Here is a 16038-nt window from a genome sequence, read left to right as displayed (position 1 = left end):
TGCGGCAGGTCGGGGCGGGAGTGCGGGTCCGCGAGTCAGGACGGCGTGGGGTTGAGTGACGCGGCGGCTTCCCAGGGGAATCCGTCCGGGTCGGTGAAGGAGCCGGCGGTGCTGCCGAGGACGATGCGGGGCGAGCCTGTGCCGTCGGCGGGGACGCCGAGGTCCTTGGCCAGGGCGCGGCGCTTGTACAGGGCCAGTTTCACGGGGCTGGACGGGCCGGAGGTGAACTCGGTGTACTTGCCGCCGAAGCTCCTGGCCACGGTCAGGCCACGGCCGATGTAGAACTGCTTGCCGGCCTTCACGTTCTCGACGCCGAGCAGGAGGACGATCTCGTCGATCTCGCGGGTGGCCGGGCCGGCGTCCTTCTTCGCCGAGGTCGCGATCTTCCAGATCGTCCCGTCCGGCGCCTGGACGACGCCGCCGTAGCCCCACAGCGACCTGGCGGCGGGCTTCAGCACCGTGGCGCCGGCGTCCACGGCGGCGCCGAGGAAGCCGTCGACGGTGGCCGGCCGGGACACCGTGAGCGCCAGGGCGAAGCCACGGAATCCGGTGGAGTGGGCCTCGGACGCCCGCAGGCGTATGTACGTGTCCACTCCGAAGGCAGCGTAGAAGCGGTGGCTTGTCCCGGGGTCTGCCACCTCGAGGGTGACCGATGCGATGGACGTGTCGGACGCGGTGGTTTCCATGACCATCACGCTATGGGCCGCTCGGCCGCCGGGGCTTCTCGATTCCTGACCGGTCTTGTCGCTTGCTTCGCTGCCCGGCCTTCGGGATCAGTCGAAGTGGTGGGGCTGGGCGACGTCCTCGTCGGTCCGATCGCCTCCCCTTGCTCGGTGGACAGCGCTGCCTGAAGGTGCAGCGCGCAGGATGGGGGCAGACGATGAAGTCATGGCGGACTCACGTCTTCCGTCACGGCCGGGTTCGACCGCTAAAGCACCGTCACGCCGACCGGACCTCGATGGCCGGGGTCCGCGGGCGTGGGTCCTGCCTGTCGTGTGCGGCTGCGTACTGTTGGTGAGCCTCTTCGTACTGGTCTTCGTCGATGTTGTCGCTTGGTGGTTCAGTACCCACACGTGGGAGTGGCCCGGCGTAGGCGGTTGACCGGACGCAGGCTCTGGAGCAGGTTCCTTCTGGTCAGTCGGGTGACCGGCCGGTGTGGCGCCGGCTCATCGCGGCGCCGGGGACGTGGCGGTGTACCAGGGCGTGCGGCCTCTGTTCGCGGGCATCCCCGAGTCGTGTGGCTGCGGGGCCGCTGTGCAGCCGCTCACGCCGACGGGGACTGCCGCTGTGGGGCCATCGCCCAGCGGATGGTCCGGGTCAGGGCCTGTCCTGTGGGGCGCACGGCGAGGTCTTCGACGACCGGTACACGGGGCAGCCACAGCATGCCGCGGGCCCAGGGCGGGAGCAGGGCGACGGCGTTCGCGGCCAGGGCGCCGTAGAAGGGGCGTACCGCGAGGGGAAGGGGCGGCTGCAGCAGCAGGAAGCGGGCGGCGGCCCGGGCCTCGGGTATGGCCCGTAGTTCGGGCCGGTAGGCGGTCAGGCGCTCGGACAGCTCGCGGCGGTCGCGCGGCGGGTCGCTCACCCCCAGGGCCTCGGCGACGCGCGCGGTGTCGGCGACGTAGGCGTCGTAGCCGGCGGCGTCCAGCGGGCGGGCTCCGTAGCGTGCGTGGGCGCGCAGGAAGCTGTCCGTCTCGGCGGCGTGCACCCAGCCGAGCAGGTGCGGATCGGCCGCGTGGTACGGCATGCCCTCGGCCGTCGTCCCGCGGATCCGTTCGTGGATGCCGCGGACACGGTTGACCGCCTGCTGGGCCTCCGCGGCGGTGCCGTAGGTCGTCACGGCCAGGAAGGTGCTGGTGCGCTGCAGCCGGCCCCACGGGTCGCCGCGGTAACCGGAGTGCCCGGCCACCGCCGCCATGGCGAGCGGATGCAGGGACTGCAGCAGCAGTGCGCTCAGCCCGCCGATGAACATCGAGGCGTCACCGTGGACCGTGCGGATCGGACGGTCCGGTCCGAACCAGCGCGGGCCGGGGGTGTGGTGGATGCGGGCACGCGTCGCCGGTCCGTCGGGGCCCGCGACGCGGCGGAACAGGGCCTGGCCCAGCTGTTCACGGAGTACGGTCAGCACGGTCGGCCTCCCCTCTGCCTCTGGTGCTGCCAGTGTCCGGCATGCCCGCACGCCCGTGGGCACGGCGGCGCGGTTCACCCGCCGGTGGGCTCGTGCCGTGACTCACGGTCGGATGTCGGCCACACATAGGGCAGGTCGTCGGGCACTCCGGGAAACAGACCGGCGTACAGGTTCCGGTCCTTGCGGACGAGTGCCGAGCGGTGGCTTTCGTGGAAGGCCTCGTCGCCGAGCCAGGGCGGCAGCTCACCGGCGGCCGCCAGCTCCGCCTGGTCACGCACCGGAGCGCCCGGCCGGTGCGCGGCCAGCCCGGCGACCAGGGAGGCGGCGCAGCTGTCCTGGTGTCCCTGCTCCCGCCAGGCCCGGCAGATCTCCAGGCCGTACCGCACGAGTGCCTCCTCGTACCCGGTCCACATCCGTACGGCCGGGTGCCGGCGCCATCCGTAGCCGGGGACGGTCAGGCCGCGCAGGACCTGCAGTGCCTCGACCCGCTGCTTGCCCAGTCGGCGCCGGTCCAGGAGCAGGGCCGTCTGCCGGAAGTCGGGGTGGGGCAGGAACGTCTGCATCAGTGACCGGGGCGCTTCTTGCGCAGCGCGGACGGCTTGTGGACGGCCGACTTGCCGGACTTGGCGCTGCGCACCTCGTACTGCGGATCCTCCGGAGAGGCGTCCACGGTGCGGCCTGCGGCCTCGGTGCGGCGGGTGATCTCCCGCTCGACCGCGCCTTCCGTGGTGCTGCCGTGGCTGTTCCAGGTGACTTCGTCGCCCTCGGCGAATTTCTCGCCGTCGCCGTTGCCTGTCTCGTTCGTCTTCTTCGTGTTCTTCGTGTTCTTCGCCATCGTGGTCCCTCTCTCTTTCCTCCCGCGTTCCCGCAAGTCGCGGAGTCGATCGGCGTAGGCGAGGTCGTCGCGCCACAGGCGGCCCGCCGCCGTGCGCATCAGAGGGCGCAGGGCCGGGGCCAGGGCGCGGGCCAGGGCGAAGCCAGGCCGCTCCGAGGTGGCGACGACGGCCTCCACCACGGCGGTGCGCGGTCGGCCCAGTTCGTCCGGGCCGAGAGGGGTGGCGTGGGTCTCCACCACCGACCCGGCTCCCTCACCGTCGGTGATGCGCATGAGCACCGTGCGCGGCTCGGGGGCGGTGAACTCCGCCCGCACCGGCACGACGATCCGCCGGGCGAGGCGGAAGGAGACGTCGACGACGAAGGTGTCGCCGTCCACGCCATCCACGCCGTCCTCCCCGTCAGCGGGGGTCCGGACGACGGTGAGGTCCACGAACGAGTACGGGTGGAACCACGCGCCGTGCCACGGGTCGAGGCGGTTCGCCACGACGTCCCTCGGCTCACAGGTCCCCACGCCCGTCCAGACCGCCTGCACGGATGCGGCCAGCGCGGGCCTGACCGGCACCACCGGAGCGCGCGTGGGCTCTTCACCGCCGACCGCGTCCAGCCTCACCCACACCAGCACGCCGTCGTCGTGGACGGGCAACGGCTCCCAGCCGGCGTACGCCGATCCGTCGAGGGACAGACCGTGCCAGTGGCACATCAGGGTGCCGCAGCGTACCGGGCTGTCCGCCAGCGGCGCGCCCAGATGGGGGCACTGCCCGGGGCCGCCCACCAGGCGCCCGCGCGCGTCGCGCCAGACGACGACCTCGGTGCCCGCGATGGTGCCCGACAGCGGGCGGGTGGACGTGACGTCCGCGGTGGCGCCCACCACGAACCAGTTGCCCGACGGGCGGGCCAGGGCGCGCTCGAGTGCTCCCGCGATCACGGCGGGCCGAGCCTGTCGCCAGGTGGGCACCTGGCGTTCCCAGCGCACCGGGCGGCGGCGCAGACGCAGCGGGTAGCGGGCCCTGCGCGGGCTCGGGTCGGGGCTCATCCGGGCTCCTCGGCGGGGATCGGGCAGGAACTGGTCGTGGCGACGGGGGCGGACCTGCCGTGGCGGCGCGTGGCGAGTCGGGCCGCCGCGAGCCGGGTGAGCCCGTCTGCGGCGACGGCCGCGCGCCGGCGCCGGGAGACCACCGCGCGCCGGTGCAGTACCGCGTACCCGTCGTCGGCGATGGCGTCGAGGATGCTCCCGTAGAGCACATAGGCGGCCCGGATGCAGGGCCGCGCCACCGGCTCCAGCATGGCCAGGCCGGGTGCGGCCTGCCGGTAGACGGCCCGGGTCATCTCCTCCCCGGCCCGCAGCGCGGCCGTGATGCGCCGGTCCCGGCGCCCGGTGCTCCTGCTCCAGCGCAGCAGGTCCCGGTCGACGCCGTGCGCGGCGAGCAGGTCCTCGGGCAGGTAGACGCGGCCGCGGTCCAGGTCCTCACCGACGTCGCGCAGGAAGTTGGTCAGCTGGAAGGCCACGCCCAGGGCGGCCGCGTGCGGCTCCGCCTCGGCCCGGGGAACGACGGTGCCCAGCACCGGCAGCATCTGCAGTCCGATGACCGCGGCGGAGCCGTGCATGTAGTGACACAGGTCGTCGTAGGTGGCGTACGCGCCGACGGTGAGATCGCTGCGCATCGACGCCATGAAGTCGGTGAAGTGGGCCGGGTCGATGGCGTGGCGGGCGGCGGTGTCGGCGACGGCGAGGACCACCGGTTCACCGGCCGGCGGGGAGCCGTCGAGCGCTCGCCGCAGCCGTGCCTCCAGCCGGTCCAGGGCTGCCGCGCGCTGCGCGGGCGTGGCCGGCGCGCCGAGGTCGTCGACGATGTCGTCGGCCCAGCGGGCGAAGCCGTACAGCGCGTGCACGGCCGGCCTGCGCGCCGCGGGCAGCAGCCGGGTGGCCAGGAAGTAGGTACGGCCGTGGCGGGCGTTGAGCCGCCGGCACCGCTCGTAGGCGGCGCGCAGAGCCGGGTCGGTGATGCCGGCGGCGTCGAGTTCCCGGTGGCTCATCGGTCCTCACCTTCGCGGTGGCTCATCGATCCCCCGTCCTTCGCGGTGGCTCGTCGGTCCCCGCCTTTTGCGGTGGCTCGTCGGTCCTCGCCCTTCGGGTTAGCTCGTCGGTTGTCGCCCCGCACGTCCGCGGCGCGTGCCGGCCTGCGGCGCGGGGACGGGGATCCGGTGATCCGTGCCGCGGCCAGCCTGCCGGAGATCAGCACGGTCGGTACGCCGACGCCGGGGGTGGTGCCGCAGCCGGCCAGCACGACGTTGTCGACGCCGCGCACCAGGTTGCGAGGGCGGAACGGGCCGGTCTGGGCGAAGGTGTGGGCGGCCGAGAAGGGCGTGCCCGCCGCATGGCCCTGCTGGGTCCAATCGGCGGGTGTCACCAGGCACTCCGCTTCGATGGCGGCGGCGATACCGGTCATCCCCCGGCATTCCAGAGTGGCCAGGAGGCTGTCGCGGTAGCGGGGAGCGAGCCCGTCCCAGGACGCGGCGGGCATCCCGACCTCGGTGTTGGGGCACGGCGCCAGGACGTAGTGCAGATGTCGTCCCTCGGGCGCGAGGCCGGGATCGCCGGTGGTGGGCCGGGTGATCAGCAGGGACGGGTCGGTCATCAGGCAGCCGGTCTCGGTCAGTTCCTCGAAGGTGCGCTGCCACGCGGCACCGAAGGACAGCGTGTGATGGGCGAGGTGAGGCCAGGTACGGGTGGTTCCGGCGTGCAGGACGACCGCCGACGGTGCGTAGCGCAGGGGGACCGGGCGACGCGGTCGGCGACCCAGCAGCCGGTGGGCGACGGGCAGGTCGGGGGTCAGGACCACGGCGTCGCACGGGATGCGTGCGTGCGCCGTGTGGACCGCCGTGACCCGGCCGCCCGACTTCTCCAGCCGCGTGACCTCGTGTCCGAAGCGCAGCTCGGCGCCGGCGTCGGCGGCAGCGGCGGCCATGGCACGGGGCAGCGCGTGCATCCCGCCGCGCGGGAAGTACACGCCGGCCACGGTGTCCATGTACGCGATGACGGCGTAGGCGGCCAGGGCACGTTCCGGTGCGACACCGGCGTACAGGGCCTGGAAGGAGAACACCCGCCGCAGGCGCTCGTCGGTCAGGAACCGTGCGATGCGCGCGTCCAGCCGGCCGAAGCCGCCCAAGGCGGCGAGGCGCGCCAGGTCGGGCGTCAGCAGGCCCAGCGGGGAGTCGAAGTTGACGTCGATGAACCGGCGCATCTGCACCGCGTACAGCCGTTGGAGCCAGGCGCGCAGCCGCCGGTAGCCGGCCGCTTCCCGGGCTCCGGCGAACCGCTCGACCTCCGCCTCCATCGCGGCGGCGTCGGTGTGCACGTCCAGGGTGCTTCCGTCGGCGAAGCAGGCTCGGTAGGCGGGGTGCAGGGGGATGAGGTCGACGCGGTCGGCGAGGCGCTCGCCGACCGCCGCGAACGCTTCGTCGGCCAGCTGCGGCATCGTCAGCACGGTCGGTCCGGTGTCGATGCGGTAGCCGCCGATCTCTGCTCGTCCGGCCCGGCCGCCAGGCATGCCGTCCCGCTCGACGACGGTCACGCGCCGACCGGAGCCCAACAAATGCAGGGCCGCAGACAGGCCCGACAGGCCCGCGCCCACCACCACGACGTGGTCCGTTCGACCGCGCACCGTCTTCATCACTGTCCCCGCCCGGCGCCCAGGGATCCGCCCCCGTTGTCGGCTGCGCGGGCGTGCGGGCCGGCCTGCGGCTCGGGCAGACAGCCGGCCGCCGCCCCCAGCAGCTCCCGCAGCCGCCCGGCGGCAGGCTCGCGCAGAGCGGCGTCCACCAGCCGCCGCACGCTGCGGGTGCCGAGCCGCTCCGCCCGGCGTTCCACCACCTGGCGGCCTCCGGTGCGCTCCAGCACCCGCCGTACCTCGGCGAGCCGGCCCTCGGTCAGCCGGCCGGCGCCCACACACCCGTCCAGCACGGCCAGCGCCTCGGTGTCGCCGCTCGCCCCGGCCCTGGCCCGGGCCACGGCGACCAGGTAGGTCGGTTTGCCCTGCCGGATGTCGTCGCCCGAGGGCTTGCCGGTGGTGTGCGGTGCGCCGAACACTCCGTGGAGGTCGTCCCGGAGCTGGAAGGCGATGCCCGCGCAGCGTCCGGCCGCCGAAAGGATCCGGACGGTCCGCGGGTCGGCCCCGGCGAGCACGGCGCCGAGCACCATCGGCCGTTCCACCGAGTACAGCGCGCTCTTCAGACAGGCGATCCGCACGGCACGGGCCGGAGAGGACACCGCGGTCGCCTGGCCGTGCAGGTCCAGGTACTGCCCGGCCACCATCTCGGTGCGCATGACCCGCCAGATCTCCTGTACGGCGTCGGCGACCGGCGTCGGCAGAGCCGTACCGGCGACGACGTCGTCCGCCCAGGCCAACGCCAGGTCGCCGACGAGGATCGCGGCGGCCTTGGCGAAGTCGGGGTCGGCCGCGGGGTACTGGCGGCCGACGTCGGTGTGCAGCGCGGGGCGGCCGCGGCGCAGTGCGGAGTCGTCCATCACGTCGTCGTGCACCAGCGCGCAGGTCTGCAGCAGTTCGAGGGCCGCCGCGATCCGCAGTACGGCCGCGGTGTGCCGGCCTTCGCCCCCTGCGGCGCGGAAGGACCACCACAGCAGCTGCGGCCGGATCCGCTTGCCGCCGTGCAGGGTGAAGGCGCCGAGCCGGGCGGCCAGGTCCTCACCGAAGACGGTGTCGAGCGACGTGCAGTGGGCGAGGCGCTCGTCGATGATCTGCTCCAGGCAGCGCCCGACGGCGGTCGGCACGTCGGCGTCCACGGCCGCCGGGTGCGGGGTGGGCGGCCCCGGCCGGCCCTCGGCAGGGCTGAGCGGCGGCCACCGGGTCCCGTCCGGAGCGTCCTGGGCGTTGCTGGTGCACATCCCGCTTCCTCTCGTCGGTACTGACCCGCACGAAGGGGCCTCCTGGGGTGATTCGGCCGCGCGCAGTGGTTCGGACGCACCGCCGGGCACCGCACGGGGAAGGCCACGGCGCGCGGGGCACCGAGCGCGCGGGCACCCGGGGGCGCCCCACACCGCGCTTCCCGGGCCTTGGGGCATCCGGAGGGAGCGTCTCCGTACCCGCGGAGGGGGCGTCTCCATACCGCGCCCGCCGGCGGAGTCGGGGCAGCCGGGGATCGCCCCGTACCGCGCTGCCGGACGCCGGGGCCTGCCCGCGTCCCGTCCGCCCGTGCCGAGGACCTGCGAACCGCACGCGCCGATGCCTTCCCCGCCGAGGCCGGTCTGCCGCGGGCCGGGCACCGAATGCCCCTGTCGGCCACCCGATCGGCGGGCAGCATCGCGCGGCGGGTCAGCGTGGCGTGCGTCCGTCGGCGGGGCGGGCCAGCCCCGGCACCTTCCCCCCGCATCAGAACTGCTCCGTCCCGGCACCGAAACCGCCCCCGCCGACCACTCCCCCGGCGGGAGCGCCGCCAGGCGCACCAGCGTGGCGCGCATCCGCCATCGGATCCGGGCCGGAATACTCCGCCGCAGTGGGCGAGCCCGGCGGAGGGCGGAGGAGGAGCCGAGGAGGAGGGCGTGGTCGAGGTGGACATCGTCATCGTCGGTGGCGGGGCCGCAGGGCTTTCCCTGGCCCACCGGTTGCCGACGGACACGGCCCAGCGGCCGGCGGTGTCCGTCGTCCTGGTCGACGCGCCGGCCGGCCCCCTGCGGGCACCGCGGCGGACGTGGTGCTTCTGGGAAGCAGGCCCTGGCCGCTACGACTCCGCGGTGACGGCCTCCTGGGAGTGGCTGCGCGTCCACAGCCGGCACGGAACCGCCGTACGGCGCAACATCGCACCCCTGCGCTACAAGATGATCCGCTCCGACGACTTCGAGGCGCTGGTGGCGCACGACCTCGCGCAGCGGCCGCGGATCCGGCGGTTGCACGCGACCGTCCACGACGTGGCCCTCCGCCCCGACGGCACGACGCGCGTGCGCGCCACGGACGCCACCGGTGCCCGCGTCGATCTGGCCGCCCGCTGGGTGTTCGACTCCCGCCCACCGCACCGCCTGCCCGCCGCCCGCACCCACCTGCTTCAGCACTTCCGCGGCTGGTTCGTCCGCACCCGGCGGCCGGCGTTCGACCCGGACGTGGCCGACCTGATGGACTTCCGCACCCCGCAGCCGGCGCGCGCGCTGTCCTTCGGGTACGTCCTGCCCACCAGCCGGCACACCGCCCTGGTCGAGTACACCGAGTTCGGCCCGGCACCGCTGACCGCCGACGCCTACGACGCCGCGCTGGAGCACTACACGCGCCATGTGCTGGACACCGGCCCCGTGCAGGTCCAGGCGACGGAACAGGGAGTGATCCCCATGACCGACGCCGTGCTCACCGACCGAGCCGCACGTACGGTGTTCCGCATCGGAGTCGCCGGCGGCTGCACGCGTCCCTCCACCGGCTACACCTTCGCCGCGATCCAGCGGCAGGCGGAGGCCGTAGCCCGGGCCGTCCGCGCGGGCCGCCGTCCCGCTCCACCGCCGCCCCATCGAAGGCGGGCCCTGATGATGGACGCCGTTCTCCTGCGCGCCCTGGACACCGGCCGCGTCGACGGTGCCGACTTCTTCTACCGGCTGTTCGACCGCGTCCCCACGGTGCGGCTGCTGCGGTTCCTGGACGGGCGCACCCCGCTGTACGAGGACCTCACGGTCGGCGTGCACGCCCCCGTGGCGCCGATGCTGCGCACGGCCGCGGAACTGTTGTGGTTGCCGCGCCGCCCCGCCCCCGCCCTGTGACCGACCGGCCGGGGCGGACGGCCCGGCGCCAAGGAGTTCCTCATGACCTTGTTGCACGATGCGGCGCTCGCCGAAGCGTTCGACCGCGGCGCCGGCAGTTACGACCGCCTGGTGACGCTGAACCCGGGTTACCACGCGCAGCTACGCAGATCCGCCCGGCGCCTCGCCGTGGCGGCCGGTGCGGCTGGGCACCGGGTGCTCGACCTCGGCTGCGGCACAGGTGCCTCGACCGCGGCCCTGGCCGTCGCCCTGCCGCAGGCGGAGATCGTCGGGGTGGACGCCTCGGCGGGCATGCTGCGCCGGGCCGCCGCCAAGACCTGGCCGGCCCGGGTGAGCTTCGTCCACGCCCCGGCGGAGGACCTGGTTACGGCCGGCGTGCGCGGCCCGTTCGACGCGGTCTTCGCCGCCTACCTGTTCCGCAACCTGGCCGACCCCGACGCGGTCCTGCGCACGGTGCTGGAGCTGCTGGCGCCCGGGGGCCGGCTCGCGGTGCACGAGTACGCGCTCAGCGGGCGGCGTGTGGACCGGGCGGTATGGTCCGCGGTCTGCGGGGGCGTCATCCTGCCGCTCGGCGCGGCCACCGGCAACGGCGGGCTCTACCGCCACCTGCGGCGCAGTGTCGCCGAGTTCGACACCGCGCCGGCGTTCGGCGACCGGATGCGCCGGGCGGGATTCGACCGGGTCCGCGTGCTGCCGCTGCCGGGCTGGCAGACGGGCATCACGTACACCTTCCTCGCCCGGCGGCCGCCCGAGTGCCCCGGCGGTGCCCGGTGAACAGCCGGGTCGGCGGCGGGCCGCCCGGCAGGGACCGGCGGGCGCGGGCCGTGCCCGTCCGGCCGGGAACGGACCGGGTCCCGGGCGATCCGCCGGTCGTCGCGGTGATCGGCGGCGGCATCGCCGGTCTCGCCGCGGCCACGGTGCTGGCGGAGCGGGGCGTCCGTGTCGTGCTGTACGAGCGCGAGCCTTTTCTCGGCGGCCGGGTGGCGGGATGGCCGATCACCCTGCCCGACGGCACTCGCGCCACCATGAGCCGGGGCTTCCACGCCTTCTTCCGGCAGTACTACAACCTGCGGGCGCTGCTGCGCCGGGTGGATCCCGCGCTGGGCATGCTGACCGGCCTGCCCGACTATCCCCTCCGGCACAGCAGCGGTCTGTGCGACAGCTTCCGCCGCGTGCCGCGCACGCCCCCGTGGAGCGCGCTCGGCTTCGCCGCGCTCAGCCCCACGTTCCGGCTCGGGGACCTGCTGTCCATGCGGGCCGGCGCCGCGCTGCCCCTGCTGGACGTCCGCACCCGCCGGGTGCACGAGGACCTCGACGAGGTGAGCGCCGACGCCTTCCTGGACGCCGTGCGCTTCCCACGGGCCGCGCGGCATCTGGCCTTCGAGGTGTTCTCCCGCAGTTTCTTCGCCGACCCCCGGGAGCTGTCGGCGGCCGAGATGGCGCTGATGTTCCACATCTACTTCCTCGGCTCGAGCGAGGGCCTGCTGTTCGACGTGCCCCGCGAGCCGTTCCCGGCGGCCCTGTGGGAGCCGCTGGCGAACCGCCTCGCGCGGTACGGCACCGAGCTGCGCACCGCCACGCCCGTCGAGGCCCTCCATCCCGGCCCGGACGGCGGCCACCTCGTGGCGGACGCGACCGGCACCCGGCTCTTCGACGCCGTGGTGCTGGCCATGGACACCGGTGGTCTGCGGGCGGTGGTGAGCCGCTCCCCGCGGCTCGGCGACAGCGCGTGGCGCGAACGGGTCGCGCGGCTGCGCACGGCCGCACCGTTCCTGGTGTCCCGGCTGTGGCTGGACGGCCCTGTCGACCCGACCCGCCCCGGCTTCCTGGGCACCAGCGGCTACGGGGCGCTGGACAACGTCAGCGTCCTGTCCCGGTGGGAGGGCGAGGCAGCTCGGTGGGCCGCGCGCACCGGGGGTTCGGTCGTCGAACTCCACGCCTACGCCGTGCCGCCGGCCACCGACCGCGACACCGTCGAACGGCAACTCGTCGAGCAGCTGCACCGGGTGTACCCGGAGACGCGCCGGGCCCGAGTCGTCGCAGCACGACACGAGTGGCGGGCGGACTGCCCCCTGTTCCCCGTCGCCGGGTACCCCCACCGTCCCACGGTGCGCACTCCCGACCCAGCCGTCGTCGTCGCCGGCGACCTGGTCCGCACCGACCTGCCCGTGGCCCTGATGGAACGCGCGGCCACCTCGGGCTTCCTCGCCGCCAACGCCCTGCTGGAGCGGTGGGGGGTGCGCGGGGAGGTTGTATGGACGGTCCCCGACCGCGGCCGGTCCGCGCTGCTGCGCGCCCTGGCGGCACGCCGCCGCCCCGGACGGCAGGGGCGTCGGAGCGGCGCGGAGCGGCCGCGGCCTGGGCTCGGGTGACGAGGGGCGACTTCGACGTCCGGAACCCGACCGTACGACTTACGGTCGGCCAGGCCACCCGCGCCTGGTGTGCCGGTACCACGGGGTGCACCCGGCGGGCCGACGGCGGCTTTGAGCAACGGTCCGTCAAGTCGCTCTTTCGGCTGATCGGCGACGATTGCCGTGCCAGTCGAGTATCAGGACCGTGGCATCGTCCTTGAGGTTGCCGTGGCAGGCGTCAAGGACTGCGGAGGTCAGGCTGCGGACGGCTTCTCGCGGATGCAGCGCGCACGTGTCGTGAACGACCGAGGCCAGGTCGACGGCTGCGGCGCCGCGTTCCTGCATTCCGTCAGTGAGCAGAATCAGGCGGTCGCCGGGACGCAGTTGCAGTTCCTGTACGCGGTAGGAGGTGGGCGCCGCCACACCGAACGGGAGGTTGACGGCGAGTTTGACCTCGGCGACAGTGCCGTCGCGCAGCAGCAGTGGCCAGGGGTGGCCGGCGTTGATGAGTTCACACAGGCCTGTTCGGAGGTCGACGCACAGCAACTGTCCGGTGGCCAGGCCTCGGCTGTGGCTCACCAGTGCCTGGTGGGCGTGGTGGGCTTGTCTGAGGGCGTCACAGCCGCTGCGGCGTGCCCGTCGCAGTGCGCCGACCAGCAAGGTCGCCAGGAGGGCGGAGTTGGTGTCGTGACCCATGGCGTCGGTGATGGACAGGTGCAGGGTGTCGCGGTCGAGGGTGTAGTCGTAGGTGTCGCCACCGATGTCGTCCGCCGGGACCAGCCCGGCGGCGAGGGTGAACTGGGCCGCCTCGCAGCAGGGGGCCGAGGGAAGCAGTTGATGCTGGATTTCCGCGGCCAGGCTGGTCTCGGTGGTGCGACGGCCCAGGTGGTACAGATCGGTGAAGCGGCGGTCCGTGACGATGATGTAGGCCAGCGCGTGTGCCGCGTCGCGAACCTGCCGGAGCACGGTGTCGTCGGCGGACTGCAGGGTCATCTCCAAGACGCCGATGCAGTCGCCGCGGTTGGTGACCGGCGTGATGACGCGCCGTCCGCCCTGACCGTCCGGTTCCGTGTGCTGGCGCTGGCTCCGCAGAACGCTGTCGTAGACGCTGCCCTGCAGCTCGATCGGCTCGGCATGGTCCGTGAGATCACCGCCGGCCGCGGCAAGCCTCACCAGCCGCTGACCGACGAGGTCTACGAACAGGAAGGACACACGCTCCGCACCGCATCGCTTTTGCAGGTCGCGTGCCACCACGTCGACGGACTCACCGGGCGGCGCCGCCTCCGCAGCGGCCAGCAACTCGCCCAGTTCCAGATCTCCACCCTTCACGGCCACCTCCCATCGGCTGCCGCCACTTTTTCCCCGAGTTTCCGCAACCTCACCCCCTGAGCTCGTCTTACCTGGTCAGGACAGCGGTCCGGGCATTGCGAGCAGGTCCCGGTCCGTCAGTCGGCGTCCCGGGACGGCCGTACGGCCAGTGCGCCGGCGGCCGAGGAGACACAAGGGAAGCAGCATGTGAGACGCCGGTGGAGAGGCCGCCGGGAGGCAGTGCCCGGTGAGGACGGGGTGAGGGCGGAGGGACGATCGAGGGACGATCCGCCCGTAGTGTCGTCCACAGCAGCGCACAGAGCCCCGGCTCCACAGGTCATCCCGCCCCGCGCTCCGTTGCCTTAGCACCTGCAAACCGGCAGGAAAGTCGGATATTCGCGCGTCGACAGGGTAGAACGAAGCCGGGCGCCTTCCGATCACGGACGGCCCCACCCATGGACCAGCCGGGACCTCCCGGCGATATCGAAGGACAGCAGCATGGCCAGCGGCACCGTGAAGTGGTTCAACGCCGAGAAGGGCTTCGGATTCATCGCCCAGGACGGCGGCGGCCCGGACGTCTTCGCCCACTACTCCAACATCACCGGCAACGGCTACCGGGAGCTGGTCGAGGGTGAGCCGGTCACCTTCGACGTGACCCAGGGCCAGAAGGGCCCCCAGGCCGAGAACATCGTGCGCGGCTGACGAAGGCAAATGCGCTTCGCCCCGCGAGAGTCACTGTGTAGGGTGGCATCACCGACGCGGGGTGGAGCAGCTCGGTAGCTCGCTGGGCTCATAACCCAGAGGTCGCAGGTTCAAATCCTGTCCCCGCTACCAAAGAAGGGGCCCGGCTGATGCCGGGCCCCTTCCCGTTGCCGCCGTTCCGCGGAGTCGCCAAGGGCTTCGTCGCCCTTCCCGCCGTCGGCGCGGCGGGCAGACCGGGTTCACTGGTATTCGCTGATCCACGTCCCCGACGACGAGATCAGGTCGGTCTTCGCGCACTTCCAGCGCGTGCTTCGGCCTGGTGGGCCGCTGCTGCTCAGCTTCCATGTCGGTGACGAGGCTCAGTTGAAAACTCAGGGCTACGGCGGGCAGAGGAGGCTCGGCGGGATGATTCTCGCCCGCCGCCGCACTACTGACCCAGGAGAACGGTGGTCTGACTGCTCATCCCGGCGGAGACCGGTGGCGTTGGGAGAGCCGTATCGCGGCTTCGTGCGAGGGAGAGCCGCTTCCTGGCGACCTACGGGTGACGATGCACGCCCGATGAAGGTCTACGTCCATCGGCGGCAGCACGCCCAGGCCGTGCGGCGTTTCTTCGTCCACACGAGCGCGCCCCCGGCGGCGATCAGCTCGGCGGCGGCAAGAGCGGGGCCGCCCACCGTGAGGATCCGTTGGAGGGATGTCGCGGCGGCGTAGCCGGCGCCGGTTTCGGCTGTGGCCCACAGGCAGGCCGCGGCGGCGCTGTAGGGGGCCATGCGGTGGTAGGGCAGGTGGGTGGCGCCTGCGAAGTGGGGGGCGAGGGTGCGTACCACCGGCACGAAGCGGGCCAGGAAGACGGCTCGGCCGCCGTGGCGAGTCATCAGGGTCTCGGCCCGCTGCCAGGCAGTCCCGGGAAGGCGGCGGCCCATGCGGCCCGCGCGCAGCCGATGGCCCAGGAGTCTTCCGGTGCGGTGGGCGAGGAACTCTCCTGCGACGACGGCTCCTGCCGCTGCCGTGATGACGAGGGGAAGGCTGATGTGGCCGGTGCGGGCCAGTGCTCCGGCGGTGATCAGCAGGGCGAGCGAGGGGACCAACGGGCCGATCAGAAGGTTCGACTCGGCGAATATCGCGACCGCCACCACGGTGTAGGCGGCACCGGGGGGAAGGTGGCCGAGGGTGTGGGAGAGGCTGCTCACCGCCGCGCTGCCTTCAAGGGCTCCTGCTGGTCACGGGGCGAGGCAGGGGGGCGTTGCAACTGCCAGACGTGGGCCGGGGGGAGGTTCGCCCACACCGGCCAGCGGCCGATGGCGTAGTCGCGCTGGTAGGCGGCCATGACTTCGTTCACCGCGGCGCGCCGACGCGCTGCGGCGCGTGAGGTGAGCAAGGCGCGGGCTCGGCGGGTGCCACGGGTGACGTGGTAGGTCAGGATTCCGCCGGGATGCAGAATCCGCAGGTACTGGGCCATGACATGCTCGGCCTGGTCGGGGGTGAAGTCGGTCAGCGGCAGGCCGGAGATGATCACGTCGTAGCGCTGGTCGGTGTCGAGCTCGTCGACGTACGCCTGGTGCACGCTCAGCTGCGCGAGGCTGCCCGCCGGGTAGGGGTGGGTCGCGACGAGGTTCCGCAGTCGCACCGCGAGGAGCGGGTTGGGTTCGACGATGTCCAGGAGGCTGCCTCGTGGCAACTGCGGTATCAAGGCGCGGGTGACGGCGCCGGTGCCGGCGCCCGCTTCCAGGACCGCCGGCGGGCGGGGTGCCAGGGACCGTACCGGCTCGGTCAGCAAGCGGGCCAGTGCCTTGCCGCCAGGGGCGCGCATGCCGGTCGCCCGCAGATCGCGGGCCGCTTCGACCAGGAACGTCCAACCGTCGACTCGGCTCGGCCCCAGGCCCCAGGTGTGAGAGGTGCTCCAGTCGTTCATGTTTTTGACGCTAGGAACCGGAGCCGCCGATCGGAACCGCCGTTGTGCG

Annotated in this window: 14 protein-coding genes, 1 tRNA gene and 1 pseudogene; 5 read left to right on the top strand and 11 right to left on the bottom strand. The window is 73.4% G+C overall.

Annotated features, from left to right (window positions below):
* Window positions 1-35: 35 nt before the first annotated feature.
* From ACPT94_RS19330 to ACPT94_RS19295, 8 genes and pseudogenes are all read right to left on the bottom strand, one after another.
* The gene (locus ACPT94_RS19330; RefSeq protein ID WP_360333303.1) at window positions 36-692 is read right to left on the bottom strand and encodes a glyoxalase; all 657 of its coding nucleotides are present in this window, start codon (window positions 690-692) and stop codon (window positions 36-38) included.
* Between the two features lie 572 nt (window positions 693-1264).
* A complete protein-coding gene (locus ACPT94_RS19325; RefSeq protein WP_425246396.1) occupies window positions 1265-2125 on the bottom strand; it encodes an oxygenase MpaB family protein in 861 nt (286 codons plus the stop codon).
* 74 nt (window positions 2126-2199) lie between these two features.
* Window positions 2200-2688 (bottom strand): MSMEG_6728 family protein, encoded by a 489-nt coding sequence (locus ACPT94_RS19320; protein ID WP_360333298.1) that lies wholly within the window; start codon window positions 2686-2688, stop codon window positions 2200-2202.
* The gene (locus ACPT94_RS19315; protein ID WP_425246410.1) at window positions 2688-2960 is read right to left on the bottom strand and encodes a hypervirulence associated TUDOR domain-containing protein; all 273 of its coding nucleotides are present in this window, start codon (window positions 2958-2960) and stop codon (window positions 2688-2690) included. Before ACPT94_RS19315 ends, ACPT94_RS19320 begins: the two co-directional genes overlap by 1 nt.
* An 18-nt stretch (window positions 2961-2978) precedes the next feature.
* Window positions 2979-3995 (bottom strand): annotated as a pseudogene (locus ACPT94_RS19310) (Rieske (2Fe-2S) protein); the annotation flags it as partial.
* Window positions 3992-4996, bottom strand: a complete 1005-nt coding sequence (locus ACPT94_RS19305; protein WP_360333295.1) for a phytoene/squalene synthase family protein — start codon at window positions 4994-4996, stop codon at window positions 3992-3994. The gene ACPT94_RS19305 and the pseudogene ACPT94_RS19310, both read right to left, overlap by 4 nt.
* Window positions 4993-6633, bottom strand: coding sequence for a phytoene desaturase family protein (gene crtI, locus ACPT94_RS19300; protein WP_425246395.1), 1641 nt, complete (start codon window positions 6631-6633; stop codon window positions 4993-4995). Before crtI ends, ACPT94_RS19305 begins: the two co-directional genes overlap by 4 nt.
* A complete protein-coding gene (locus ACPT94_RS19295) occupies window positions 6633-7865 on the bottom strand; it encodes a polyprenyl synthetase family protein (RefSeq protein ID WP_425246394.1) in 1233 nt (410 codons plus the stop codon). Before ACPT94_RS19295 ends, crtI begins: the two co-directional genes overlap by 1 nt.
* Window positions 7866-8519: 654 nt before the next feature.
* On the opposite strand from ACPT94_RS19295, the gene ACPT94_RS19290 reads away from it, so the two are divergent.
* The 3 genes from ACPT94_RS19290 to ACPT94_RS19280 are packed head-to-tail and all read left to right on the top strand — an operon-like array spanning window position 8520 to window position 12088.
* Window positions 8520-9716 carry a lycopene cyclase family protein gene (locus ACPT94_RS19290; protein WP_425246393.1) on the top strand — a complete coding sequence of 399 codons (1197 nt, stop codon included), beginning with the start codon at window positions 8520-8522 and terminating at the stop codon, window positions 9714-9716.
* A gap of 42 nt (window positions 9717-9758) precedes the next feature.
* Window positions 9759-10490 (top strand): methyltransferase domain-containing protein, encoded by a 732-nt coding sequence (locus ACPT94_RS19285; RefSeq protein WP_425246392.1) that lies wholly within the window; start codon window positions 9759-9761, stop codon window positions 10488-10490.
* Window positions 10487-12088, top strand: a complete 1602-nt coding sequence (locus ACPT94_RS19280; RefSeq protein WP_360333280.1) for an FAD-dependent oxidoreductase — start codon at window positions 10487-10489, stop codon at window positions 12086-12088. The genes ACPT94_RS19285 and ACPT94_RS19280 overlap by 4 nt, the downstream gene beginning before the upstream one ends.
* A gap of 126 nt (window positions 12089-12214) precedes the next feature.
* Here the strand turns inward: ACPT94_RS19280 and ACPT94_RS19275 are convergent, their stop codons facing one another.
* Window positions 12215-13396 carry a PP2C family protein-serine/threonine phosphatase gene (locus ACPT94_RS19275; RefSeq protein WP_425246391.1) on the bottom strand — a complete coding sequence of 394 codons (1182 nt, stop codon included), beginning with the start codon at window positions 13394-13396 and terminating at the stop codon, window positions 12215-12217.
* A 477-nt stretch (window positions 13397-13873) separates the two neighbouring features.
* On the opposite strand from ACPT94_RS19275, the gene ACPT94_RS19270 reads away from it, so the two are divergent.
* A complete protein-coding gene (locus tag ACPT94_RS19270; protein WP_030850640.1) occupies window positions 13874-14077 on the top strand; it encodes a cold-shock protein in 204 nt (67 codons plus the stop codon).
* 55 nt (window positions 14078-14132) lie between these two features.
* A tRNA-Met gene (locus ACPT94_RS19265) sits at window positions 14133-14209 on the top strand.
* Window positions 14210-14643: 434 nt separating this feature from the next.
* Here ACPT94_RS19265 and ACPT94_RS19260 read toward each other — a convergent pair.
* Entirely contained in the window at window positions 14644-15267 is a 624-nt protein-coding gene (locus tag ACPT94_RS19260; protein ID WP_425246390.1) for a DedA family protein, read from the bottom strand.
* Window positions 15264-15989 (bottom strand): class I SAM-dependent methyltransferase, encoded by a 726-nt coding sequence (locus ACPT94_RS19255; protein WP_425246389.1) that lies wholly within the window; start codon window positions 15987-15989, stop codon window positions 15264-15266. The genes ACPT94_RS19260 and ACPT94_RS19255 overlap by 4 nt, the downstream gene beginning before the upstream one ends.
* Window positions 15990-16038: the final 49 nt, after the last annotated feature.

Origin of the sequence: Streptomyces aurantiaciflavus (assembly GCF_049808595.1) — a bacterium.
In the GTDB taxonomy this organism is placed as follows: Bacteria; Actinomycetota; Actinomycetes; order Streptomycetales; family Streptomycetaceae; genus Streptomyces.
Note: the sequence above shows the minus strand (reverse complement) of the source record. Positions and strands in the feature narration are given on the sequence as shown.